This is a genomic window from Prosthecobacter sp., assembly GCF_044222565.1.
Taxonomy (GTDB): Bacteria; Verrucomicrobiota; Verrucomicrobiia; order Verrucomicrobiales; family Verrucomicrobiaceae; genus Prosthecobacter.
The window spans coordinates 96,817-121,097 of record NZ_JBGANA010000023.1 but is presented as its reverse complement, the minus strand read 5'-3'; the positions used below and the strand labels follow the sequence as shown (position 1 = coordinate 121,097).

Sequence of the window (24,281 nt, the reverse complement as noted above, 5' to 3'; positions counted from 1 at the left end):
CTTCACTTCGGGAGCGACAGCACCAAAACGTCGTGCATTATGAGGCGTAGTTTAACCTTATTTCCGGTGTCATCCGTTATAAGGCAACGATCCCTGACCTAACGCCACCCTCCGGTGTGATTTATTGATGAGGCAATACGCCCGGACGGCGGAGCGCCCCCCCGGCTCACTTTCCTTTCCACTCACAGACGTAGCCGACAACGGGCAACTCCTTGTAGGCGTCCCAATCCTTTGGCGCATCGGCCCAACGGCCGGTGGGCGAGGTGCGCAGGTAGTTGTCCTTGCCGCCGTCATTGCTGGGTTCAGTGGGCTCCCACTGTGTGTAGGTCATGTCCTGACCGTCCACCCAGACCCATTTGCCCTCCACCTTTTCATCGCTGGCGCCGAGCCACACTCGCAGTTTGGTCAGGGACTTGAGGAACGCCCCAGTCGCTTCATCGTGCACCACGGCGAGCTGGCCGCCATGCAGCTTGCAGCGGGACTGGGCCACAGGCCAGTTCACCTTTTCCAAGACCACGGCGTACCACTTTCCATTGAAGTACTTCACGTCCTTCGGAAGACCGAGAGGAGGCTTGGGCGGCGAGGCGGGTTGCTGTGCCGCGGAGAGGCAGGACAGAACGAGCATGGCAAGCAGCAGGAGCTTTTTCATGCCACGGAATAGATAGTCGAATATGGAGCGTGCAACTGCCAGCATCAGGCTGCTGAAACCCCGGCGCTTTGCTTCAAATGCAGGTCCAGTTCATACTTTCCGAGCGCCATCGCACCCAGCAGGCCCGAGCGCGCGCCGAGGCCGGGGGCGACGATGAAGTCGTCGAGGTTGCGGCCGAGTTCGGGGACACGGAGGTAGCCGTTGTTGAGCTTGTGGAGCTGGCCGCGAATGAGGGGAAGGATGTGCTCCTGGCTCATGACACCGCCGCCGAGGATGATGCGCTTGGGGCAGATGCTGAGGGTGAGGTTCATCAGGGCGTGGGCCATGACATCCGCGACCTCCTCCCATGCGGGATGGTCAGGGGGAAGGGCCTCGGCTTTGACACCCCAGCGGGAGGCAAGGGCGGGGCCGCAGATGTAGCCTTCGACGCAGCTCTTGTGAAACGGACAGTGGCAGGCCTGCTGGAAGGCGGAGGAGTTCTGCGGAGGCGGCACGAGAAGGTGGCCGATCTCCGGATGAAGGAGGCCGTGAAGCAGCTGGCCATTGATGAGCACGCCGCCACCAACTCCGGTGCCGACGGTGATGTAGATGAGGGGATCCGTATCCTGCCCGGCGCCCCAGAGATACTCGCCAAGGACGGCGGCATTGACGTCTGTGTCCCAAGCGACCGGGACGTGGTAGCGGTCCTTGAGCTTGGGGACGATGTTGGTGAACTGCCAGCCGGGCTTGGGCGTGGAGGTGATGTAACCGTAGGTCTCGCTGCTTTTGTCGAGATCGATGGGGCCGAAGGAACCCACGCCGATGGCGGCAATGGAGCCGTATTTCGACTTGGCCATGGAGAGGAAGCGCGTGACTCCGGCGAGAGTGTCTTCCGGCGTGGTGGTGGGGATGCGGGTGACATCCCGCACATCGTGAGGACCGGTGCCAACGGCGCAGACGAACTTCGTCCCACCTGCCTCGATGGCGGCAATGAGGGGTGCTTCTTCGCTCATGTTTGCGGACGCACGGAGGCGGAGTCGCGAATGCCCAGGCTGGAGTAGATCTCGCGGGTGGCGTGAGATTTGTTCAGAGTGTAGAAATGAATGCCGTCCACACCGTGGTCGAGCAGGTCGCGGCACTGCTCGGTGGCGTAGTGGATGCCGACCTTTTGCACGGCAGCCTCATCGCCACCGCAGCGCTGGACGGCGCGGAGGAGCTTGGCGGGATAGCGGGCACCTGCAGCGAGCTCGGCCATGCGGCGCATGCCTGAGGCGCTGGTGATGGGCATGATGCCGGCGATGATGGGGACATTGATCCCGGCAAGCTGGCAGCGCTCGCGGAAATCGAAGAAATCGTGATTGTCGAAGAAGAGCTGGGTGCAGATGTAGTCCGCTCCGGCGTCCACCTTGGCCTTGAGGTAGTCCATTTCCAACACGCGGTTCGGCGTGGTGGGATGTCCTTCCGGGAATCCGGCGACGCCGATGCCGAAGCCACGCTTGTCGGCGTGCGCGCCGCTGTCATTGAACTTCTTGATGAAGGTGACGAGATCCGCGGCGTGCTGGAAGGCGTCTTTTTTGCGGTCGTAGTTGGCGAGATTCCTGGGAGGATCTCCGCCGAGGGCGAGGATGTTGCTGACACCGGCCTGCGCATAGCGTTCCAAAATGGAGGCGATGTCTGCCTCGCTGTGGCAGACGCAGGTGAGGTGAGGAACGGCATCAAGGCTGGTGGTGGTCTTGATGCGCACCACGAGGTCATGGGTGAGCTCACGGGTGGAACCGCCGGCGCCGTAGGTGACGCTGACAAAGGAGGGCTTGAAGGCTTCGAGTTCGCCGATGGTCTGATAGAGGGCCTCAAAGGCCTCCGCGCTCTTGGGCGGGAAAAACTCAAACGAGAGCGTGGGGCGCTGGTCCTGGAGGATATCGGCGATGTGCATCGAGGCTGTTTCTTGGTTCTCTGTTCCTATTTCTTTGTTCCCAAGATCAATCAGGCGAGGTGCTCGCCTTTGAGGACGTCTTCGAGGGTCTGGCGCTCACGAACGACGGTGGCCTTGTCGCCATCGACGAGGATCTCGGCGGGCATGGGGCGGGTGTTGTAGTTCGAAGCCATGGTGAAGCCGTAGGCGCCGGCGCTGAGGACGGCGAGGTAGTCGCCTTCTTTGACGAAGGGGATCTCACGGTTCTGAGCGAGGAAGTCTCCGGATTCGCAAATGGGGCCGACGACATCGACTTTCTCAACGGTGCTGCTGGTGGGCTGCTTGAGCGGGACGATCTGGTGCCAGCCTTCATAGAGCGTGGGACGGATGAGGTCGTTCATGCCGGCATCGACGATCTTGAAGGTCTTGGCGGAGCCGCGCTTTTCATAGAGCACCTTGGTGAGCATGACGCCGGCGTTTCCAACCATGAAGCGGCCGGGCTCGCAGAGGATGCGCAGGCCAAGGGGTTCGAGGTGAGGGACGACGGCCTCGGCGTAGGCCTGGATGGTGAGCGGATGCACTTCGGCATTTTCCTCCCACCAGGCGGAGTCGCCGGAATCGAGACTCTGCTTGTAATTGATGCCGATGCCGCCGCCGATGCTGAAAAACTCGATGCCGTAGCTTTTCTTCACCTGGGTGACGAGCGGGATGACTTTCTCCACCGCTTCAAGGAAGGGATCCACATTGGTGAGCTGGGAGCCGATGTGCATCTGCAGGCCTTTGATGATGAGGTTCGGGCAGTCCGCGGAGACGCGGGCATAGACGTCGAGGATCTGGTCGAAATCGATGCCGAACTTGTTTTCGCTTTTGCCAGTGGTGATCTTGGCGTGGGTCTTGGCGTCCACGTTGGGATTCACACGCACGGCCACGGGGGCCTGAAGGCCGAGCTCGCCAGCGACTTGATTGATGTAATGCAGCTCAGCCTCGGACTCGGCATTGAAGCAGTAGATGCCCTGCTTGAGGGCATATTCGATTTCGTCGCGGGTTTTGCCGACACCGGCGAAGGTGCACTTTCCGGGGTCCCCACCGGCCTTGATGACGCGAAAGAGTTCACCGGCGGAAACGATGTCAAAGCCGCCGCCGAGCCTGGCGATGGTATTGAGAACGGCGATGTTTGAGTTTGCCTTGACCGCGTAGCAGATGAGGTGGTCGAGCTTCGCCAGAGAAGCATCGAGACGGGTGAAATGGCCGGAGATGGTGGCCTTCGAATACACGTAGAGGGGGGTGCCGTGTTTCTCGGCAAGGGACTGAAGGGAGACGTTTTCGGCGAATAACTGACCTTGGTGGTAGCGGAAGCTGTGCATAAGCGGGCCGCGTAGATAGGCGGGAATCGGCCCTGCGCAACCTTGCTGCGGCTCAACCGGGGCGCATTTCCACGAGTTTTCTGCCGGAGGAGAGCATGTCCACCAGCCACTGGCGCATGGCTTTGAAGCCGCGGAGGAGGGCGCCGTCCACCACTTCCTGACAGCCAAACTGGCGGGCGATCTGCTCTTCCAGCCTGCGGTAGCGTGGAAGGAGAATGAGGGTGTGGCGGAGAGAAGCAGGAGCTGAGGCAGGGCGGTGGTAAAGGGAGGGATGCAGCAGCCCTTTGCAGATGACGTGATCTTCCTCTGCGAGAGGGATGCGGCGTTCCGGGAGGATGAGCCAGGGGTTATAGCTGAGGACGGGGCGGCCGGAGGTGTCCTGTTTAAGGCGGACCAGAGTCCGAACCGGGACTCCTTCAGTGCGGCGGGCGAGGAAACCTTTCACGCCTCCTGCGAGATCGGCGGCGGCGGCACGCTTGTTGAGCAGGAAATCGCGGCCCATGAGGGTGCCAAACAGAGTGAGGCGGAAGGACCAGCCGGCGAAAACAAGGCCGATGAGGATGAGGACAAGGGAGACGGCGGCACCGGCATAGGGGTGGATGAAAGTGGCGCCGGCGACGAGGGCCATGAGGCCGAGTTTGAGAAGCTTGAGACCGGAGTCCACGATGCCGAAGGGAGAAAGGGCGATCAGCACATTGATGGCATGAGAGCTGAGCCAGACCACGGCGAAGGCCACGAGAGCGACCGGGATGGAAATCCAGGGCGTGTGGACGCCGAAATCGATAATGCTGGCTCCAGGCACGACGGCGAGGCCGGAGCCCGCGAGCTCAGTCATGGCCTGCGGCTGCTCGGGGTTGAAATGTGCCATCGCCACGGCAACGAGAGGGACAAAGCCGACGCTGGCGACGATGGCGCTGAGCTTGTTTTCGAAGAGCTCGAGGAAATCGAGGGGCTTTTTGACCAGCGGAGGAGCGGCGGTGCCAAGGAAGTCTTTGAGGAAGCAGAGGGAGAGGAGGGCCAGACCGGTACCCCAAACGCCTGGGTGGCAGTACCAAGGGAGGCGATGGCGGAGGGAGGGCTCGGTTTTGTAATAGGTCCACGCTCCCATGACGCTGACGCCCATCAGAGGGCTGATGGCGACGCCGGTGATCTCGGAAATGCCCTGGGAAAGGCTGACACCGGGCAGGAGCATGGACTCCTTGAGCTTTGCCGCAGGGATGGGGTCCACGGGCGCGGGGGCCGCATGAAGAAATGAGCCGCCCAACAGAAGTGCAAACAGGGAGACGAACAGGCGGCGCTTGAACGAGGTATTCATGGCGGGGGCAGGTTGGGGGTGCGCTGCACCATGCACAAGAATGCCGCCGAGGCAGGCACAATCCGAGGCGGGCTTTGTAACCGCCTCTCTCTGCCATCTCCCCTTTGCCTCACTTGCCGAGCGCCTTGGTGATTTCCGCGGCGACCTGCTGGGCGAGGTATTCGCTGCCTTCGGCGGAGTAGTGGACGTCTTTCGGGTTTTGCAGGGTGGCGAGCTTGGGGGTGATGTGGGCATTGAGGTCGTCGATGGCGACGCCGTTTTCGGCCATCACTTTGGCCGCGATTTCGTTGTACTCCTTCACCTGGCCGAACTTGCGGGGCGGATTGAGGTCACCATCAGGAATGGGAGTGGTGGTGGCCCAGATGAGCTTGGCGCCGGTCTTCTTCAGGGTGGCGACAAGGCTACGCAGATTGGCCTCGTAGTCGGCGGGCTCGACCTGGCGTTTGCCATCGGGCATGTATTTGAGGTCGTGGATGCCCCAGTTGAAGTGGATGACGTCCCATTTGCTGGTGCCGAGCCATTTGGCGATATTGGTCACGCCGTTTTTGGTGGGACCGCCGTTGGTGGGGATGCGGTGGACGTTGGCCTTGCCCTCCAGGAGCTTCCGCACAGGGAGGGTGTAGCCGATGGAGATGGAATCTCCAATGAGCAGGACGCGCGGCATGCCGGCGACGTCCTTGATCGGGTCCATCGCCGGATTCGGGGGACGTTTAGCCTTGGCCTTGGCAGGCTCCTGGGCGGAGGTGCCGAGCAGACCGAAAACGAGAAGGAGTGAGAGGGCAGTGGAGAGGCGGTTCATGGAACTGCCTTCACTGCCCTAAAGTGCTCATTCTTTCAGACGATCTCGACGCGGACTTCGGCGCTGGTGTCCATCTCGCCAATGATTTTGGCGTTCTTGCCGCAGGTGAGGGCTTTGTCGGCGTCTGCCGCGGAGACGATGGCGACCCAGCCGAGGCCCATGTTGAAGGTGTCGATGGCGTCCTTTGGGTCGGCATGGCGGAGGACCTTCTGCACGACGTCGTTCTGCCAGAAAGGAATGCGCAGATTGGCACCGAGACCGCGCTTGAGGAACATGCGGCCGAGGTTTTCCGGCAGACCGCCACCGGTGATGTGGGCCATGGCCTTCGGGCGGATGCCTGCGGCCTTGAGGGCGGCGGGCTGCTCATGATAGAGGAGTGTGGGCAGCAGCAGCGTGCGCATTTCGTCCTCGCTGAACTGGAGATTTTCCTTCTCGATGATGCGGCGGACGAGGCTGAAGCCGTTGGCGTGGAAACCGGCGCTGGGCCAGCCAATGAGCACGTCGCCAGCGGCGATGGTGCCGGGGTCGAGCAGGTCTTCTTTTTCGCAGGCACCGATGGCGAAGCCGCTGAGCTCGACCATGCCTTCGGGCACCATGCCGGGCATCTCGGCCGTCTCACCGCCAGCGAGGATGCAATTGCAGGCCTCGAGGTATTCGGTCATGCCGGCGATGATGCGGGTGATCTGCGTCTTCTGGATCTTCGGGATTCCCACGTAGTCGAGGAACATGATGGGATCCGCGCCCGTGGTGAGCACGTCGTTCACGTTCATGGCGACGAGGTCCTTGCCGGCGGCCTCAAGCTGGTCGTGCTTGAGCAGGAGTTCGATCTTGGTGCCGACGCCGTCGCAGCCGGTAAGGATGATGGGGTGCTTGTAGCCGCTGAGGTCGTAGGCGGCGGCGAAAAGGCCGAAGGGATTGGCCAGCTTCCGCTTCTGCTGGGTGCGCTTCACCAGCACGCCGATGTCATCGACCAGCGATGCTGCTTCGTGAATGTCGACGCCGGCTTGTTTGTAGGTATGTGCGGAGGGGCTGCTCATGGAAAAAGGGTGGCATGCTGACTAGCCCGAAAGCGGGTGAGGCTCAAACGGAAACTTGGCGGGTGGGGGCGGCGCGCTCCCCTGCCCTGCGGGAGCGAATTGGGCGGCTGAAGCAAGGCCGGCCATCTGGCGCCGTAGGTTGTTCAGGCTCCTGTCTTTACGCACATGAAATCCCGCCTTCCCACACCCACGAGCATTTCACAGGCTTTCAGCCCGGCCGGGGGCGATTTGCTGCGCATCGGATCGAGCCGGCGCGGCTTTTTGCAGACGGGACTCTCCGGGCTGGCGGGCATTTCACTGCCGGCGCTCTTCCAGCAAAAGGCCTTTGCAGCGGCAGCGGGACAGGCGACACGAAAGACAAATGTGGTGCTTTTCTGGCTCTCCGGCGGGCCAAGCCACATCGACATGTGGGATCCGAAACCCGAGGCACCGAGCGAAATTCGCGGTCCCTTTGGACACATTCCGACGAAGGTGCCGGGCATTCATGTGTGCGAGCATCTGCCGCTGACGGCCAAAATCATGGACCGACTGACGCTGGTGCGCTCGGTGGACTGCAGCGCGAGCGATCATACGCCGATCACCATGCAGGCCTGCAATCCGCTGGCACGGCGCACGAACGATGGGCGCGACGGAGGCGGCTATCCGTCCATGGGTTCGATCGCCGCCAAGTTTCGCGGGGCGAATGCGCCTGGCATTCCGGGGTATGTGGCGCTGGCGGACTCGCTGCCTGCCGACATCTGGGGCGCTGGCCACATGGGCAATGATTTCAATCCGGTGAGCGGCAAGGATTTGTCCGGCAGGCTCAAGCTGGTGGAAGGCCTCAGCATCGAACGCCTCGGCAGCCGCCGTGCCCTGGCCGAGCAAATGGACGAATGGAAACGCGGAATCGGTGCGAATGAATCCATCGCCTCGGCAGACCACTTCACGCAGCAGGCTTACGAGGTGCTGATGGAGGGAAGCGCCCAGCGCGCGCTGAATCTGGAGGAAGAGCCCGCGGTGATGCGGGACAGATACGGGCGCGACAGTCTCGGGGAGAAAGCGCTCCTGGCCCGCAGGCTCGTGGAGGCGGGGTCAACCTTTGTCACCGTCAGCGGCGCCTGGGGCTATTTTGATCATCATGGCGATGAAGTGAAGTGGGGCGGCATCAAAAAAGGCCTCACGCCGTTGCTGCCCAGCGTGGACCGCACGCTGCACGCCATGGTCACCGATCTCGAAGACCGCGGGCTGCTGGACAGCACCCTGATCCTCATGATGGGTGAATTTGGACGCAGCCCGGTGATCAACAAGAACGCGGGGCGCGATCACTGGCCGCGAGTGATGTCCATGGTGATGGCGGGAGGCGGACTGCGCCATGGACAAGTCATCGGCAGCACAGACAAGCATGGCGGAGAAATCGAAACCCGCCGCGTGGCGCCAGGCGATCTCGCGGCGACTGTGTTTCACCATCTGGGCATCGGGCAGAACACGAACTGGATTGATCCCCAAGGCCGCCCGCGACCGATCGTGGCCGAAGGCGGCAGAGTGATGACCGAACTGCTGTGATGCGCAGCCCGCGGAGGGTCAGGAAGTCGGAGTTTGATTTTCGATCGCGGTCACCATCTGGTGGATGTGAGGCTTGATGCCCTCACGAGGTTTCATGATCGCCAGGCTTTGATCGAATGAGCCCCACTTGATCACTTTGATATTCACATTGCGGGCGCCCCACTCATTCATGGAGGACTTGGAGGGACGGTAGAGGTCGATGGTACGGGTGCCGACGAGAGCGGAGCCGTAGTCGTCCACCTGATAGACATAGGGTTCGCCTTCAATTTTGAACTGGGTGCCGACAGGGTAAACGGACCAGTCGGTGGCAGCGCTGCGCACAGCGCCGAACTTGAGGGTGTTGCCCACGGCGCTCTTGGCACCGTAAACGATGTGGTCGCTTTCACTTTGGGTGTAGGCGGTTGTCTTCACATTGCTGATGGTGCTGCCAGAGCGCACGCTCACCAGCTTTCGCGGAGCAACTCTGGAAACACTTTGACAGGAAGCACAACCCGCGCAGAGCGCGGCAAGCAGGAACAAGCGGAGGTTAGTCATTTGGGGGTTGGGCGGCGTCATTTTTGCACGCCCGGGGGTGAAGAATCAGACAGGCAGTTCCGAGCAGTGTTCGATTTTTTGAAGCCGTTTGAGACGGCAACTCCGCACTTGCCATAACAGCTACAGCCCACCCTTCATTTTAGAGCCGCCCTGATGAAGAAATCCTCTCCGCATGCCGTTTTTCCCTGATGAGATTGTTTTTGCTCTTCGGGGTGTGTTTTCAGATGAGCCTGTGTTTCGCGGAAGAGTACGACCTCGTGATTAACAACGGCCGTGTGATGGACCCGGCGACGCAACTGGATGCAATTCGCCACCTTGGCATTCGTGGCGGCAAGATCGCCGCGATCTCGGACACACCGCTTGAAGGTAAAAGAACTCTGGATGTGAAGGGGCATGTCGTCACGCCAGGCTTCATCGACCTTCATGCGCATGGACAGACCACGAGTGACATGCAGATCAAGGCCTGTGATGGCGTGACCACGGTGCTCGACCTGGAAGCAGGAGTGTATCCGGTGGCGGCGTGGTATCGTTCGATGGAAGGAACGGCACCGCTGAACTATGGAGCGACAGTCGGCCACATCGCCGCGCGCTTTGCGGCCTTTCATCCGGGCATGGAGATCGGGCATTGGGCAGTCAACCGCGCGAAGGTCGCGGGACTCGGCGCGAAGCCCGATGGAGCGAACAAGGCGGCGACGGATGCGGAACTCAAGCTCATGGGAGATGCGATCAACCGTGGACTCGATGAGGGCGCGCTGGGCATTGGTTTTGGCATCAACTACACACCCGCCGCCGCACCGAGCGAGATTGCGGCCATATTCCGCATCGCAGCGCAGCGCAAAGTCCCCGCGTATGTGCATACGCGCGCCTTTGGAATTGCCGCGATCGAAGAGGCGATCACCACCGCGAAAGCAACCGGCGCGGCGCTGCACATTGTGCACGTGGGCAGCAGCGCCATCGGCGACATGAGGGAAGTGTTAAAACTCATCGATGCCAGCAAGGCCGCGGGCATGGACATCAGCACCGAAGTGTATCCCTACACCGCCGCATCCACGGTGCTGGAGTCCGCGATGTTCAATCCCGGCTGGCAGGACAATCTCAAGATCGACTACGGCGATCTCGCCTGGGCCGCGACCGGAGAACGGCTCACAAAAGACAGCTTCGAACGCTACCGCAAGGAGGGCGGCTGGGTGATCATCTACATGATGAAGGATGAAAATGTGGAGATGGCCATCGCGCATCCGGGCGTGATGATCGCGAGCGACGGGGTTCCTTTCATCGATGGCAAAGGGCATCCGCGCGGTGCCGGAACTTTTGCGCGCGTGCTGGGGCACTACTCACGTGAGAAAAAGCTGCTGCCGCTGATGGAAGCGCTCGCCAAGATGACGATCCTGCCCGCGCAGCGACTGGAGGGGTACGTTCCGATGATGAAAGGCAAAGGCCGCATCGCCCTCGGAGCGGATGCGGACGTCACCGTTTTCGATCCGGCGACGGTGATTGATCGCGCCACTTTTGAGTCGCCGACAACACCTTCCGCCGGCATTCCGCATGTCATTGTGAACGGGGTGCCCGTCGTGCTGGATGGCAAACTTGTGAAAGAAGCCCGTCCTGGACGCGCTGTAAGGATCACTCCATGAAATCCATTTTTCTAAGCCTCATCTTTGGCACCGCATTGCTCGCAGAAGACGTACCGCAGTGGCGGGATCTCTTTAACGGCAAGGATCTCACCGGCTGGGTGGATGTGAACACGAGCAAAGAGACCTGGAGCGTGAAGGATGGAATGCTGGTGTGCAAGGGACTGCCGATCGGCGTGATGCGGAGCGAGAAGCAGTATGAAAACTTCATGCTGCACATCGAATGGATGCACATGGAGGCGGGTGGAAATTCCGGCGTGTTTGTGTGGAGCGAAGGTGCGGTGCATGAAGGCCGAAATCTGCCCAAGGGCATGGAGGTGCAGATGCTGGAGCTGGAGTGGCCGAAGCTGCACCCCGGGAAGGACGGACAGCCAAACCACCCGGGCTATGTGTCAGGCGAGCTCTTTGGCGCGAACGGGCTGGAGGGTGTGCCGGACAATCCGCGCGGACGACGCAGCATGTCCTGGGAGATGCGCTGCAAGGGCAAGGGCGAGTGGAACACGTATGATGTGGTGTGCGTGGACGGGACGGTGAAACTATCGATCAACGGAAAGTTTGTGAACGGGATCAGCCAGTCCACGGTGCGCAAAGGGTACCTGTGTCTGGAGTCGGAGGGGGCGGAGATTCATTTCAAGAACATCCGGATTCTGGAACTGCCGGGTGGCAGGGTGACGCCGGAGCAGACGGCTCCGGTGGTAAAGTAGCCATCTCGCTCCGTCGAGATGAGCGGAGCGCTGACGATGGCTCATGAGACTTTTGGACGCGCTGTTTGTCTGCGAGAGCTTTTTGTGCTCATCTCGCGGAGCGAGATGGCTACCGTACTTGCTGCATCAACTCTCCAACCTTCGTCGTGATGAGTTCTTCCACGGTCTCCGTGTAGGGAGCACGGTGGCCGTATTCAAACATGCCGGTGATGCCTTCGTAGCCGCCTTCCTTGAGGACGCGGAGGCTGGGGATGTAGCTGGTGAGATCGTTGTTGTAGCCAAAGACCCAGGTGCTGTTCCAGCCGTAGGAGGCTTTGAATTTGAGGGAGTAGTCCACCACCGTTTCGCCAGTGAGGGCGATGAACTGGAAGCCGGTGCCGAAACGCCACACCTGAACAGGATACTTCACACGATCCGGCGGTGAACCAAGCGTCTCATACTGACAAATGAAGTGCTCGAACTCGCGTTTTGGCATGCCGGTGAGATTGGGGAGGCGCTCTTTAAGTTCTGCGAGAGGGATGCCAGGCTGCAGCAGGAGTTCCGTCTCTCCCATGGCGGCACGGATGGGTCCGTTGAGAGGAGTCATTTTGTTGGCGACGACCTGACGCACGCCTTCGGCGAGAATATTTCCATACATGCGCGCCAAATCGGTGGCTTCAGTGTCCTTGTCTTTACCGCGGATGCGAGGAAGCGGATTGGCATCGCCGCCGCAATTTTGCACAAACATGGCGACGGAGCCGGGGAATGATTTTTCGAGTTCGAGCTGCGCGAATCCGGCGTAGTCGCCATTGATGCTGAGGCCGCCGAGAGCAGTGGTGTGGCAGGAGTAGCCGAAGACGATCGCCTTGAGGTCGCTGCCGGATTTCACGGTGATGACGGGCACATCCTGATCCACCTGACCACCGAGAGAGCGGCTCTCCGGGCCGCGGGAGCGACGGCGATTCACCGCCACGCCGGCGAGGCCCTGCTCGAAGGCGAGATCCGCAGGAGCCAGGCTGGTGAGCGCTGCACCGATGACTTCTTCATACTTTGCATAGACACTGGCAGTGTAGCGGTCCTTCACGGCGGCTTCTTCCGGTGTGAATTCGTAGTAGAGCCAGAGCACGTCCTCTGTGACGGGACAGGAATGATTGTGCGAGGTGTTTAGTATCAGGCGCTCTCGTGGGATGCCGTGTTTTTCCAGAGCGGCCTTGGCAATGACGGCGATCATTTTGTCGCTAAGGCCAACGAGGTCTGCGGTGACGAGAACGGAGGTGGCACCTGTGTCATCTTTGAGGGCGAGCGCCTTCAGCCAGATGGGATGCTCGACACGCTGGGACATGCGCGTTTTGCCGCCGTAGCCGGCGAGGGGGACGGGCTCGGCAGGAGTGATGTCCGCCTTAGCGACGCCCGCCTGCCAGGCGGCAGAAAGCGGGAGAGGCAGCAAGAGGAGAGCAAGGCAGAGCAGTTTCATGCGTTACGGTACGCATTGAAGCTGACAAAGCTAACCACCTTCGAGCAGTGCCGAGTGATCCCCACCTCAGCCCGTACTTTGACATCGCGGCGCCTTCGTCCACTCTCACCGCATGGTCATTCCCTATTACTGGGCTGAAGCACGCCTGCAGCACAAGACCCCTTCGCGCCAGATCACGGTGCAGCGCTGGGGATGGTCCGACATCAGTCAGGAGGATGCGCAGATGCTGGCCGACCAGCGGGCGCAGGAAGCGATCACGCGAATCGAGTCGGGAGAGAAGCTGCGGCGGCGCGAACCCAAAGTCGCCTATGACTGCGTGGACCAGGTGCCCATCCGCGAAGAAGTGGTGTCACAACACGGGAATGCAGTGATCACGCGCAACAGTTATGGGTCGCTCTGCCTGAACACGCCTGATGTTTTCTTTGCCGATGTGGATGCGTCTCCGAAGGGAATGCTGCAGATGAGCCTGAAAGGCTGCCTGCTGCTGATCGTTCTCGGCGTGGTGACCGGCATTCTGACGAAATCGGTCATGGCCGGCCTGGGTCTGGTCATCGGACTGCCCTGGCTGGCCTCGGCGATCATGGGTCAGATCAACAAGCAGCGACTTTCCAGGGCGGAGGCCCAGGCCAAAGAGGAGGCGATGACTGCGATTGAGGCTTTTTCCGCCAGCCGTCCGGCATGGTATCTGCGTGTGTATGAAACTCCCGCCGGATACCGCCTGCTGGCCATGCATGATCTCTTCGACGCGGCGGGCGAGACGACCCAGGAAGCGCTGCAGGCGCTGAACGCCGACAAGAGGTTTGTGCGGATGTGCGCGGTTCAGGGATGCTTCAGAGCCCGCGTGAGCCCAAAATACTGGCGCATGAAATACAAGGTGCCGGTGACCCTGCCCAAATCCAAGTGGCCTTTCCCCGAGGAACATGTGCCTCTGCGGCAGCAGTGGATTGAGGCCTATGACCAGCGCTCACCCAAATACGCCTCGTGCCGTTTCATCAAGGATCTAGGCAGCGGCATTGTGCATCCGGAAGCCGAGGCGGTGCGCGCCGTGCATGATGCATACTGTCGTGCGCAATCGGACCTGCCTCTGGCGTGAACGACAAAGCCGGGCTTCATGGCGGCATGGTTTTGAAGGCTTCGTACATGAAGAAGGCGAGACCGGCATAGCCGGGATGAGACCGGTAAGTTTCATCGACCGATTTCAGAGCGGCCATCATCTGCGTTTCGGTCTGGCCATAAAAGCCTTCCATCTTGGGGCCGATGTCCGCCATTTTGGCACCGACGAAGACTTTGGCCTTGGAAGTGTCCGCGTAGGCGATGGTTTTGGCGACGAGGGCTGTGATGCCGTTTTTTCCTTCGGCGGTGTCGCGGTAGCTCATGATGGCGACGTGATCGACGCAATCGAGCAGGTGCTTGGCGGCGTCTTTGGTGGTGCCTTGAAAAGTCACGGGATAGGCGGGCTTCCCTTCTGGGGTTGTCTTGTCGAGCCAGAAGACGATGTCCACGCCGTAGATGAGGGCAGGGTCCGAAGCATGCGCACGGGCAACGGCTTTGTGATGCACCTCGACAAACTGGGTCAGAAGCTCGCACTTCTGCGGTGTGTCGGCTTTTTTCCACTGAGGGAGGCCGTGGGGTTCGATGTCGAGGTGCACTCCGTCGAAATGAGCGTCTGACGGACCTGCCTGGTTGAAAGCGAGAACGCCGTCCACGCTGGCAATGACGATGGCGTGCTTGGCCGTCAAGGCGTGGGAAGGATCGCCGAAGAGGGCGTGGATGCGGAGGGAGCGGGTGTGAGCGCGCTGGATGAAAGCGCGCGTGGGGGCCACGTTTTTCAGTTCACGACCGCCGGTCTCAAGCTTGGTGAAATGCACCTGCCAGAAGAGATCGGTGATGTGGCGCTTTTCACAAAAGTCGAACAGTTGAGTGCTGGCATCGGTGGAGTCGACGATGGCATCAGTCTTGTAAATCCACATGGCACGCATCTCTTCCGCGGGCAGTTGTGCTGCCGTGAGCATGATGAAAAGAAGCAGTGCGAAAGCGTGTGTCATGAAGGTCCAGGGGGGAGCACTTACGCACCAGGCGGCCGACTTTTCAGGGCAAGTTTGCAGTTGCCGTCTCTTGTATGTGAACTCAGCATAAGAGTATATGAAGCGGGCATTCACACTCATGATGATCCTTGCGGCTTGGATGCTCGCTGGCGGCCGGAGCATCGCCAAAGAGCCAAAGCCGAGCGAGGTGATGAAACTGATCCTGGCTTATCACAAATCCACAACGCAAGATCTGGATGTGAAGGGCCTGCCGCAGGACAAGACCATGACCGAGCTGTTTGCCTCAAAGATGCCTGAGTGTGAAGTGCACGAGATCCCCTTCCCTGCGGGAGTCGAGGACGCCTTTTCTTATAAAATCTACCTGCACAGGCCATCAGGCCGCTACTGGATCTTTCGGGAGGGCGGATTTGGAGGAGTGCGCGAATTTTATGGTCCTGGACTGGTGAAGGATCTGCGAAGGTGAGGCGCACATCTCCTGCGCCGCCTGCATTCGAATTTCACTGACAGTGGCCGGAGTGAGAAGCCTCATGCCAAAATCTCTTTCACCACCCGGCCCTTCACATCGGTAAGACGGAAATCTCGGCCGCCGTGGCGGTAGGTGAGGCGTTCGTGATCGAGGCCGAGGAGGTGCAGCATGGTGGCGTGCAGATCGTGGATGTGGACCCGGCCATCGACAGCGGCGTAGCCGAGTTCATCAGTGGCGCCATGGATGTAGCCGGCTTTTACGCCGCCACCGGCCATCCACATGGAGTAGCCTTTGTTGTTGTGGCCGCGGCCATCGAGCGAGGCGTCATCTGGCGAGCGGCCAAACTCGCCGCCCCAGAGTACGAGGGTGTCTGAGAGCAGGCCGCGCTGGTCGAGATCCTGCAGGAGGCCTGCGATGGGCTTGTCGATCTGCGCGCAGTTTCGCGTCATGCCGCTGAAGAGCGAGCCGTGCAGATCCCACTCGGTGTGGCTGATCTCAATGAAGCGCACGCCGGCTTCCGCGAAGCGGCGTGCGAGGAGGCACTGCCTGCCAAAATTTTCGGTGGCAGGTTTGTCCGCGCCGTAGAGCTGCAGCGTGGCCTTGCTCTCGCCGCTGAGGTCCATGACGCGCGGCAGCTCCCCCTGCATGCGGAAGGCGAGCTCGTAGGATTCGATGAGGCCTTCGACACGCGGATCGGCCGTCTTGGCGAAGAGATCGCGGTTCATGGCCTGCAGGAGATCCAGCTGACCGCGCTGGGCCGCCGCGGTGAGGCGGGGATTGCTGATGTCTCCGAGGGTGAGCGGCGCGCCGGGCTGGCTGATGTTTCCCAGCATGGTGGCGGAGCATGCGGCGGGAAGGAAGGCGCTGGAGTAGTAGCGGATGCCGCCGAGAGCCGTCAGAGGATTGATGGAGATGAAGCCGGGCAGGCTGGCATTTTCCGTGCCGAGGCCATGCACGGCCCAGGAGCCCATGGAGGGCCGCACAAACTGAAAGCTGCCGGTGTGAAGCTGCTCCAGGGCCTGGGGGTGATTCTCATTGTCCGTGGCCATGCCGCGCAGCACGCAGAGCTTGTCCGCATGCCGCGCGATTTCCGGCATGAGTTCCACGACATCGATGCCGCTCTGGCCATGCTTCGAAAATTTCCAGCGTGAGCCGAGAAGCTTGGTCTTTGCGACCCGGCCCGCCTGCCCATGCCGTGCGGTGAGCTCGGGCTTCGGATCAAAGGTTTCCATCTGCGAAGGCCCGCCACGCATGCAGAGGAAGATGACGCGCTTTGCCGTGGCGGGAAAATGCGTGGACTTCACCGCGAGCGGGCCGGCGGCATCCCTCGCGGCACTTTCCGCCGCCATGCTGGCGAAAGCGAGCCAGCCGAAGCCCGCGGAGCTGCGGCGGAGTACATCACGACGGGTTAGAAGCGAGGAGTTCATGGGGTGATGCGAAACTCTGCCGAGGACATCACGGTCTGGCAAAGGGTGGTCCAAGTGTCTTCCTTGCCGTCCGCGACAAAAGACTGGATGCGCTGCTTTTCCGCCGGCGTGGGCTGGCGCGCGAAGGCGAGCTCATACAGTCGGACGATCCGCGCACGGTCATCTTTGGCTGCGGTGAGGAGGCGCTGGGCGGCATGACGCGCCTGCACGATCACCCAGGGATTGTTCATGAGATAGAGAGATTGCGCGGGGAGGATGCTCTCATCTCGCTGCGCCACGGGGCGCTCTGGCGCGGCGAAATTGAACAGAGCAAAGGTCTCTGGCAGACTCCCGCGCACCACGGGCAGATAGACGCTGCGATGAGTGTCCACCATGGCTGCCGGAGTGACGAAGGGCTTGAAGGAGGAAAGCTCGGCATTTTTCTGCGGATGGAAGCGCTCCAGGAACTGCTTCTGCGGCGGATAAGGATCAAGCTGGCCGCTGAGAGCCAGGATGGAGTCGCGCAGCACCTCGGCCTCCACGAGGCGCGGGCTCATGCGCCAGAGGTAGATGTTGTCGGGATCGCTCGCCAGATTGGCGGATGAGGCAGCGCTGCTCATGCGGTAGGTTTTGGAGAGAACGATCTCTTTGATGAGCGCCTTCACCGACCAGCCGCTGTCCATGAACCTGATGGCGAGGTAATCAAGCAGCTCAGGATGCGAGGGTTTGGCGCCATTCACGCCGAAGTCATCCACCGTGGTGACGAGCGCACGACCGAAGAGCTTCTGCCAGACGCGGTTCACATACACGCGGGCGGTGAGCGGATTGTCGCGGTGCGTGAGCCATTGCGCGAGCTCCAGGCGGCCGCTTTGTTTCTGCGCGGGAGGCGCTGCGTCTTTGAGTGTGATGACCTGCAGAAATCCGCGGGGCACGGGAGGGCCGAGGTTGGTTGTTTCACCGCGGATGTGAATGCGGCAGTTTTCGACTTTCTCGCGATCGCGTGCGCCCATGGTCCATGCGGGCTGCGGAGGCGCGGCGTCCTGCAGGGCCTCGACGGATTTTTCCAGCGCCGTGACTTTGACGTTCCATTCGGCCACCTTGGCCTCCATGCCGGCGATTTCCTTGGCGAGCTGATCTTTCTCCGCGCCGCTCAGTGTGCCGAGGCGTCGCTTCATCTCCGGGATGCGCTTGGAGATGCCGTAACGGGAGGATCGTGCTTCGTGCATGGTCAGCGTCTCGGCGTCCAGCCTGCGGAAATAATCCAGCGCTGCAGGGGCGAGAGATTCCGCGGATGCGCCGAGCGCATGCCATTCGGTGTGATGATAGGCGGTGGCCTTGATGCCACGCGGGCCGTAGCCGTAGAGCGGCTGCGTGCTGCGCAGGATGCCCGCCAGAGCGTAGTAGTCCGCCGTGGGGATGGGATCGAACTTGTGGTCATGACAACGCGCGCAGGCCACGGAAAGACCCAGCACGCTGCGGCTGATGGTCTCGATCTGCTCATCGATGACATCCATGCGGAATATCTCCGGCTTGGCCTCCTCGTAGGCTTTTGCGCCCAGTGCGAGGAAGGCGGTGGCGGTGAGCTGCTCATCGCGCTGCGCCTGAGTTTTTGCCGGCATCAGGTCCCCGGCGATCTGTTCGCGCAAGAACAGATCGTAGGGTTTGCCGGCATTGAACGAAGCGATGACGTAGTCGCGATAACGCCAGGCGTGGTAGAAAATGATATTGCGGTCGCGGCCGTTGCTGTCGGCGTAGCGAGCGGCGTCCAGCCAGTGGCGGCCCCAGCGCTCGCCGAAATGGGGGGAGGCGAGGAGTTGATCCACGAGCGCAGGGATATCCGTCTGATCTGTGCGGTCAGGTGGCAGGCCGGTGAGGTCCAGATAAAGGCGGCGAACGAGACTCGCAGCGTCGGCTTCACCATTCGGCGTGAGATTTTGCTCCGCGCGTTTGGCCGCAACAAGGCTGTCGATGGTGACCTGGGCTGATGAAAATTGCGGCGGGATGAGTGACCAGAGCTTTTTTCCCTCCTCGATGCTCATGCCTGCGCCGTGGGCAATGCCCATGGCGAGCAGACAGAGCGGAGCGAGAGAACGCATGGCGTGCTATTGCTTGAGCTCCGCCGCCATCTCCAGCAGAGCGTCCATCATTTTCACTGAGGCCTGAGGTTCGAGATTGTTAGTGCCGGGCCAGGTCTCATACCCGCCGAGCTCGAAATGGCGCGGGGTGGGCATGTAGCCGTAGTAGCCATTGGCGAGCTCGACCATGAAGGATTTGGCAAAGGGGCTGCGCTTGCGGAATTCGACGCCGGTTTCGGCGAAGGTTTCCGTGGGTGTGGTGCCGATGCAGATGTCGCCAATGCGGAGGATCTGGACTGCGGCTTTGGTTTCAGGGCTGGCGACTGCCAGGCGCTGGACGCGACCGGCGTAGGCGAGCGGAAGGTCGGCCTTGCCCTGGATGCGCGGGGTGTTGGCTTCAACGTTCTTGGCCCAGGCGATAAGCTCGGGGTCGATCTTACGCCAGGAGATGGGAAGCTCGCGATAACGGGCGGCGAGGGGCGCGCTGCTCTGCCAGGTGACTTTGGCGAGGGCCTCATTCACCTTGGTGGCGACGTCTTCGGCGACATAGCGCATCTGCTCGTACGGCTTCTTGCGCGGCTGGGGGTTGCGGAAGTTGGTGTTGTTGGCGTCGCCGCTGGTACCATTGGCCATGAGGGCCACGAAGGGCGGATCTTCCGTACCGCCCGCCTGCAGGCGCTTGAGTGCTTCGCAGTACATGCCGTAGTAGTCCGCAGAGATGTCCCCGCCACCGACACCGCCGACGTAGTGAAGGGAGTAGGCGGAATAGACGGAGATCATGCGGCCCCCGGGCTCGCGCAGGGCAATGAAGGAGACGATGGGATCGGGCTCGCCAGCGGGCTCAATGAGGGCGGGATTGCCAGCGCCGGGATTCATTTTCACCTTGTCGATTTTGCCGAAGGGATTGGGCGGCATCTTGTCTGGCTGAAGAAACCAGCGGCGGATATTCACATGTTCCGGAATGCTGACGGTGCCGAAGGCGATCTCCGCGGGACGCAGCAGGGTGATGGCACGACGCACGCCATCGGCGATGCGGCGGACGACGAATTTTTGGTAATCGGTGAGCTCCAGGTCTGAGGTGTAGAAGCGCACAGGACCGCCGATGGCATTGGCCGCTGAATGGGTGTGAGTGCCGGAGATGAGGACATTGGCGGCTGGGATGCCGGTTTCTTTTTCGACAAGTTCGCGCGCCGCGACGCAGAGGCTGCGATGCATGCCGAGGAGATCGCAGATGACGAGGGCGAGCTTGGTTTTGCCATCGTCGAGCACGAGGCAGCGGGCGTGCAGCTCATCGTGAATGTGGGTGCAGGGAAACGGCAGGAAACCGCCGACGACCTCGCTGCCAAGCTCGGGTGTGATGTTGCTGGTGGCGGCGCCGGCCATGAGAGAAACCTTTGGGGTGTCTGCAGCGTGAAGGGACGCGGCGGCGAAGAGAGCGAGGAGGAAAAAACGCATGTGAACAATACAGAGGTTCTGCGGGTATTTTGTCACGGCTTCCAATTCGGAGAAAGCGTGAGAGACCAGACTTCACTGGAGAGCGGACGCGCGTGGCCGCCGAGCACCCAGAGCTTGTCCTGAAAGACGAGCGCGGAGTGCTCGTGCCGGGATTTCCAGCAGGTCTTGGTCTCCAGGCGCTGCCAGGTTTTGCCATCGGCGCTGAGCCAGACGTCGCCGTGATTATCCTTCTCTTTGGACCAGCCGCCGAGGACCCAGATGCGGCCGCGATAGACTGCGGCGCTGAACCACAGGCGCGGGGCCCAGGGGGCGGATGGGGTTTCGCAGGTCCAGTTCACGCCGTCGGCTGAGGACCAGACGTCGTTTTTTGAATGGTAGGTGGGGACGTAGTTGCCGCCGCCGAGGACGTAGATCTTGCCGTTCAATACCACGGCCTGGTGGTAGGCGCGCGGGGACCATGCGGCCTGAGAGGTTTCGAGTTTCCACTCCTTGCCATCGGCGGAAGACCAGACGTCGTTTTTCAGGCTGGTGTCATTGCCAAAGTAGTAGTCCTCAATGCCGCCGAGAAGCCACATCCTGCCGCGATGCTCGACCAGACCGGAGGCGAGGCGTGGAGACCATGCGGCGTGCGGGGTGAGCCGATCCCACTGCACACCGTCTGCAGAGGACCAGACTTGATTGCTGGCGGAATGGCCGGGGAGGCGGCCTTTGTACCAGCCGCCCATGATCCACAGGCGATCGCGAAAGGTGAGGCTCATGGCGAGGTCGCTGTGCAGCCAGGGGGCGCTGGAGGTGGCGAGCTTCCAGTCGCGGCCGTTGGGAGAGGACCAGACATCGCGTGGCGGGTCCTCGAAGGACTGGAACCAGCCGCCGGCGATCCAGAGCTGATCTTTGAAAACCCACTCGGCCTGGGAATCGCGGGACTGCCAGGGAGCGGTGGATTCGAGAATCCAGTCGGGCTCTGCAGCGCGGGCATTCAGGCTGACGATTCCGATGAGCGGCAGAAGGAAGTGCTTCATAACTCAGGACATGATCTGCGCCTCGATATCGAGACCGACACGCTGGCTCCATGCGGCGATCATCTTTTTGAAGCACGGGCCGGGTTTGCCATCGGCGATGGGCGTGCCGTTGATCTTGGTGCATGGAGCCACGCAGTAGGGGGTGGTGGTGAGCCAGGCTTCGTCGGCGGTGACGACGTCGTAGGGCTGAAAATCCTTTTCGATGAACTCCATGCCGATCTGAGGCGCGAGCTCCTTCACCGTTTGCAGGCTGATGCCCCAGAGGATGTTGCGGGTGGTGGGTGAAATGATTGTGCGCCCTTTGACGATGACGAAGTTTGAACCGGCGCATTCGGTCACGTTGCCATCGAGGTCGAGCAGGAGCGTGACGGCGCGGGGATCGACGGCCTGGGACTGCTTGTCTGCGAGCCACCAGTGCAGGCGGCTGCGGTTTTTCATTTTGGGCTCGATGCACTGCGGGGGAATGTGGCGGATCGATGGCGTGACGACGTGGGTGCCTTCGGTAAACAGGTGCCGCCACATGCTGAACCGCAGCGGGAAGGAATGGATGCAGATGGTGGGCGTGAGCGGCCCTGCGGCTCCGGCGCTGCCTGCGTAGAGGGTGTTTTCGCCTGGAGTGATAAAATGAACGATGCCGAGGTCCTCCTGCGGGCCGATGAGGCGGCAGTTTGCCTCCGCGAGCTCGTTGGTAAGGGCGAGCATTTCCTCCGGCGAATGCGGCACGGTGATGCCTGAGTATTTTAAAGAGCGGTACAAGCGCGCAACGTGGTCCGCTGCACGGTAGGGCTGGTGGCGGAAGGTGCGCGTCATCTCGGTGAGCGTGGCGCCGAGGACGATGCCGAGATCGTAGATGTTCAGCTTTGCCTGGGAGGCGGGGACGAAGCCGGAATTGAGATAGACGAGAGGTTCGGTCATGGGAGGAGCGCTGACTTCATACGGAGCGAATGCGGTGTTTCTCGACCAAAGCAGGAGGATGGCGGCGTACTGGAGGCTGATGAAACCGACCTTCATTCTTCTTTTGGGAGCGCTGAGCCTGCCGCTGTGGGCGCAAAAACCGGCACCGGCGGCGCCGACCGGGCTCGATGCTTTGCTTCAACATCCCATCCTGCCCAAGGATCTTTTTCTCACGGAGGTGCAGGGCTACTGTGAGCCAAAGGTGCCGCGCATGCCCAAGGTGACGACGCTGGACGAATGGAAGGCGATTGAGAACCAGACGAGGCGTGATGTGCTCGACAAGATTGTGTTTCGTGGCGCGCTGGCGCAGCAGTGGCGCGATGCGAAGACGAAGGTGGAATGGTTTGACACGCTGGAAGGCGGAGAGGGGTACCACATCAAGAAGCTGCGCTATGAAGCGCTGCCGGGGCTGTGGATTCCGGCGCTGCTGTATCAGCCGGACAAGCCTGCGGCGAAGATGCCCGTCTATCTGGCGGTAAACGGACACGATGGCAACGGCAAGGCCGCACCCTACAAGCAGATCCGCTGCATCAACCTGGCGAAGCGCGGGATCGCGAGCCTGAATGTGGAGTGGCTGGGGATGGGACAGCTGCGCACGGATGGTTTTGTGCACACCCGGATGAACCAACTGGATCTGTGCGGTGTGAGCGGGCTGGCGCCGTTTTACCTCGCGATGTCGCGGGCGCTGGATGTGCTGCTGGCACTGCCGGGAGCGGACTCTTCCCGCGTGGCGGTCAGCGGACTTTCGGGCGGAGGATGGCAGACGATCACCATCAGCTCGCTGGATCCACGGGTGACGCTGTGCAACCCCGTGGCGGGCTATTCCAGCTTCCGCACGCGGGCGCAGTTTCCCACGGATCTCGGAGACTCGGAACAGACGCCGAATGATCTGGCCACGGTGGCGGACTACACACACCTCACCGCGATGCTGGGAGGGCGCGCGGCGCTGCTGACCTTCAATGCGAAGGACAACTGCTGCTTTGCCTCGGATCATGCGCTGCAGCCGCTGCTGGATGCGGCCCAGCCCATTTTCAAGCTGCACGGTCACCCCGAGCGGCTGCGCTCCCATGAGAACTTTGATCCGGGCACGCACAATTACGAGATCGATAACCGGCAGGCTTTTTACCGCATGATCGGCGACATATTCTTTGCCAATGACGCGAGCTTCAACCCAACGGAAATCCCCTGCGAGAAGGAGGTGAAGGAGAAGGCTGAACTCGACGTGCCGCTGCCTGCGGACAACCTGGATGTGCATCAACTGGCGGTGGCAGCGGGGAAAGATCTGCCGCGTGATGCTGCGAAGGCGACTCGGGAGAAGCTGGGCGAGATCGTGAAATACAAAACCTTCACTGCAGCCGCAACGAAGGCCGGGGAGGAGACACGTGATGGCACCCAGGCGGTGTTTTGGAAGCTGCGCCTGAGTGACACCTGGACGGTGCCGGTGGTCGAACTCACACGTGGTGATGCCAAGAGCACCACGATCGTCATTGCCGACCAAGGACGCAAAGACGCTGCCAAGGACATTGAGGGCATGCTTGCCTCCGGCCAGCGTGTGCTGGCGATGGATCCGTTTGCCTTTGGTGAACTCACGGCGGGCGGACGCACCTACCTGCATGCGCTGATGGTGGCCACGGTGGGTGACCGAGCGCTCGGCATAGAGGCAGGACAGATTGCCGCGGTCTCACGCTGGAGCGCAGCGCAATTCGGTGCGAAAGCCGCGGTGCAAACCATCGGGCCACGCAGCGGCCTTGTGGCTCTGGTGGCCCAGGCGATGGAGCCAAAGGAGGTGGGCGAGCTGCGGCCCTCCGAACACCTGGAAAGTCTGCACGGCATCCTGCTCAACAACTGGACCGTCGCCGACAAACCGGAGATGTTTTGCTTCGGACTGCTGGAGTCCTTTGATGTGCCGCAGCTCAAGGCGCTGGCTCAAAAGCAGGACTGA

Annotated in this window: 21 protein-coding genes; 6 read left to right on the top strand and 15 right to left on the bottom strand. The window is 61.3% G+C overall.

The annotated features are described in order from the left end of the window. Positions 1-166: 166 nt before the first annotated feature. From ACILSR_RS26285 to purM, 7 genes are all read right to left on the bottom strand, one after another. Positions 167-649, bottom strand: coding sequence for a C-type lectin domain-containing protein (locus tag ACILSR_RS26285; protein WP_395752791.1), 483 nt, complete (start codon positions 647-649; stop codon positions 167-169). Between the two features lie 44 nt (positions 650-693). Further along, positions 694-1,641, bottom strand: a complete 948-nt coding sequence (locus ACILSR_RS26280) for an ROK family protein (protein WP_395752790.1) — start codon at positions 1,639-1,641, stop codon at positions 694-696. Continuing rightward, complete coding sequence (gene metF / locus ACILSR_RS26275; RefSeq protein ID WP_395752789.1) at positions 1,638-2,561, bottom strand: methylenetetrahydrofolate reductase [NAD(P)H]; 924 nt, start codon at positions 2,559-2,561, stop codon at positions 1,638-1,640. The genes ACILSR_RS26280 and metF overlap by 4 nt, the downstream gene beginning before the upstream one ends. A 50-nt stretch (positions 2,562-2,611) precedes the next feature. Then, the gene (gene lysA, locus ACILSR_RS26270; RefSeq protein WP_395752788.1) at positions 2,612-3,904 is read right to left on the bottom strand and encodes a diaminopimelate decarboxylase; all 1,293 of its coding nucleotides are present in this window, start codon (positions 3,902-3,904) and stop codon (positions 2,612-2,614) included. A gap of 52 nt (positions 3,905-3,956) precedes the next feature. Continuing rightward, positions 3,957-5,219 (bottom strand): hypothetical protein, encoded by a 1,263-nt coding sequence (locus tag ACILSR_RS26265; protein ID WP_395752787.1) that lies wholly within the window; start codon positions 5,217-5,219, stop codon positions 3,957-3,959. Between the two features lie 109 nt (positions 5,220-5,328). Continuing rightward, positions 5,329-6,018, bottom strand: a complete 690-nt coding sequence (locus ACILSR_RS26260) for an SGNH/GDSL hydrolase family protein (RefSeq protein ID WP_395752786.1) — start codon at positions 6,016-6,018, stop codon at positions 5,329-5,331. Between the two features lie 35 nt (positions 6,019-6,053). Further along, positions 6,054-7,055 carry a phosphoribosylformylglycinamidine cyclo-ligase gene (gene purM / locus ACILSR_RS26255; RefSeq protein WP_395752785.1) on the bottom strand — a complete coding sequence of 334 codons (1,002 nt, stop codon included), beginning with the start codon at positions 7,053-7,055 and terminating at the stop codon, positions 6,054-6,056. 165 nt (positions 7,056-7,220) lie between these two features. Here purM and ACILSR_RS26250 point away from each other — a divergent pair, with 165 nt between their 5' ends. Next, entirely contained in the window at positions 7,221-8,597 is a 1,377-nt protein-coding gene (locus ACILSR_RS26250) for a DUF1501 domain-containing protein (RefSeq protein ID WP_395752784.1), read from the top strand. An 18-nt stretch (positions 8,598-8,615) separates the two neighbouring features. Here the strand turns inward: ACILSR_RS26250 and ACILSR_RS26245 are convergent, their stop codons facing one another. Continuing rightward, positions 8,616-9,041, bottom strand: a complete 426-nt coding sequence (locus ACILSR_RS26245; protein WP_395752783.1) for a 3D domain-containing protein — start codon at positions 9,039-9,041, stop codon at positions 8,616-8,618. A gap of 314 nt (positions 9,042-9,355) precedes the next feature. On the opposite strand from ACILSR_RS26245, the gene ACILSR_RS26240 reads away from it, so the two are divergent. After that, on the top strand, positions 9,356-10,765 hold the full coding sequence (locus ACILSR_RS26240; protein WP_395752782.1) for an amidohydrolase family protein: 1,410 nt from the start codon (positions 9,356-9,358) through the stop codon (positions 10,763-10,765). Next, positions 10,762-11,466, top strand: coding sequence for a DUF1080 domain-containing protein (locus tag ACILSR_RS26235; protein WP_395752781.1), 705 nt, complete (start codon positions 10,762-10,764; stop codon positions 11,464-11,466). The genes ACILSR_RS26240 and ACILSR_RS26235 overlap by 4 nt, the downstream gene beginning before the upstream one ends. A gap of 109 nt (positions 11,467-11,575) precedes the next feature. Here the strand turns inward: ACILSR_RS26235 and ACILSR_RS26230 are convergent, their stop codons facing one another. Next, entirely contained in the window at positions 11,576-12,919 is a 1,344-nt protein-coding gene (locus ACILSR_RS26230; protein ID WP_395752780.1) for a hypothetical protein, read from the bottom strand. Between the two features lie 112 nt (positions 12,920-13,031). On the opposite strand from ACILSR_RS26230, the gene ACILSR_RS26225 reads away from it, so the two are divergent. Then, on the top strand, positions 13,032-14,012 hold the full coding sequence (locus tag ACILSR_RS26225) for a hypothetical protein (protein WP_395752779.1): 981 nt from the start codon (positions 13,032-13,034) through the stop codon (positions 14,010-14,012). A gap of 16 nt (positions 14,013-14,028) precedes the next feature. On the opposite strand, the gene ACILSR_RS26220 is transcribed toward ACILSR_RS26225, so the two are convergent. After that, positions 14,029-14,964, bottom strand: a complete 936-nt coding sequence (locus ACILSR_RS26220; protein ID WP_395752778.1) for a hypothetical protein — start codon at positions 14,962-14,964, stop codon at positions 14,029-14,031. 118 nt (positions 14,965-15,082) lie between these two features. On the opposite strand from ACILSR_RS26220, the gene ACILSR_RS26215 reads away from it, so the two are divergent. After that, positions 15,083-15,427, top strand: coding sequence for a hypothetical protein (locus tag ACILSR_RS26215; protein WP_395752777.1), 345 nt, complete (start codon positions 15,083-15,085; stop codon positions 15,425-15,427). Between the two features lie 62 nt (positions 15,428-15,489). Here the strand turns inward: ACILSR_RS26215 and ACILSR_RS26210 are convergent, their stop codons facing one another. Genes ACILSR_RS26210 through ACILSR_RS26190 form a run of 5 tightly spaced genes read right to left on the bottom strand, consistent with a single transcriptional unit; the run spans position 15,490 to position 22,300 of the window. Beyond that, positions 15,490-16,857 (bottom strand): DUF1501 domain-containing protein, encoded by a 1,368-nt coding sequence (locus tag ACILSR_RS26210; protein ID WP_395752776.1) that lies wholly within the window; start codon positions 16,855-16,857, stop codon positions 15,490-15,492. After that, positions 16,854-18,932: a DUF1549 and DUF1553 domain-containing protein gene (locus tag ACILSR_RS26205; RefSeq protein ID WP_395752775.1), complete on the bottom strand. Its 2,079-nt coding sequence runs from the start codon at positions 18,930-18,932 to the stop codon at positions 16,854-16,856. The genes ACILSR_RS26210 and ACILSR_RS26205 overlap by 4 nt, the downstream gene beginning before the upstream one ends. A gap of 6 nt (positions 18,933-18,938) precedes the next feature. Further along, positions 18,939-20,366, bottom strand: coding sequence for a hypothetical protein (locus tag ACILSR_RS26200; RefSeq protein ID WP_395752774.1), 1,428 nt, complete (start codon positions 20,364-20,366; stop codon positions 18,939-18,941). Between the two features lie 32 nt (positions 20,367-20,398). After that, complete coding sequence (locus ACILSR_RS26195; RefSeq protein WP_395752773.1) at positions 20,399-21,385, bottom strand: galactose oxidase; 987 nt, start codon at positions 21,383-21,385, stop codon at positions 20,399-20,401. A 3-nt stretch (positions 21,386-21,388) separates the two neighbouring features. After that, positions 21,389-22,300 carry an aminotransferase class IV gene (locus ACILSR_RS26190; RefSeq protein ID WP_395752772.1) on the bottom strand — a complete coding sequence of 304 codons (912 nt, stop codon included), beginning with the start codon at positions 22,298-22,300 and terminating at the stop codon, positions 21,389-21,391. A gap of 79 nt (positions 22,301-22,379) precedes the next feature. Between ACILSR_RS26190 and ACILSR_RS26185 the strand changes: the two genes are divergently transcribed. After that, a complete protein-coding gene (locus ACILSR_RS26185; protein ID WP_395752771.1) occupies positions 22,380-24,281 on the top strand; it encodes an alpha/beta hydrolase family protein in 1,902 nt (633 codons plus the stop codon).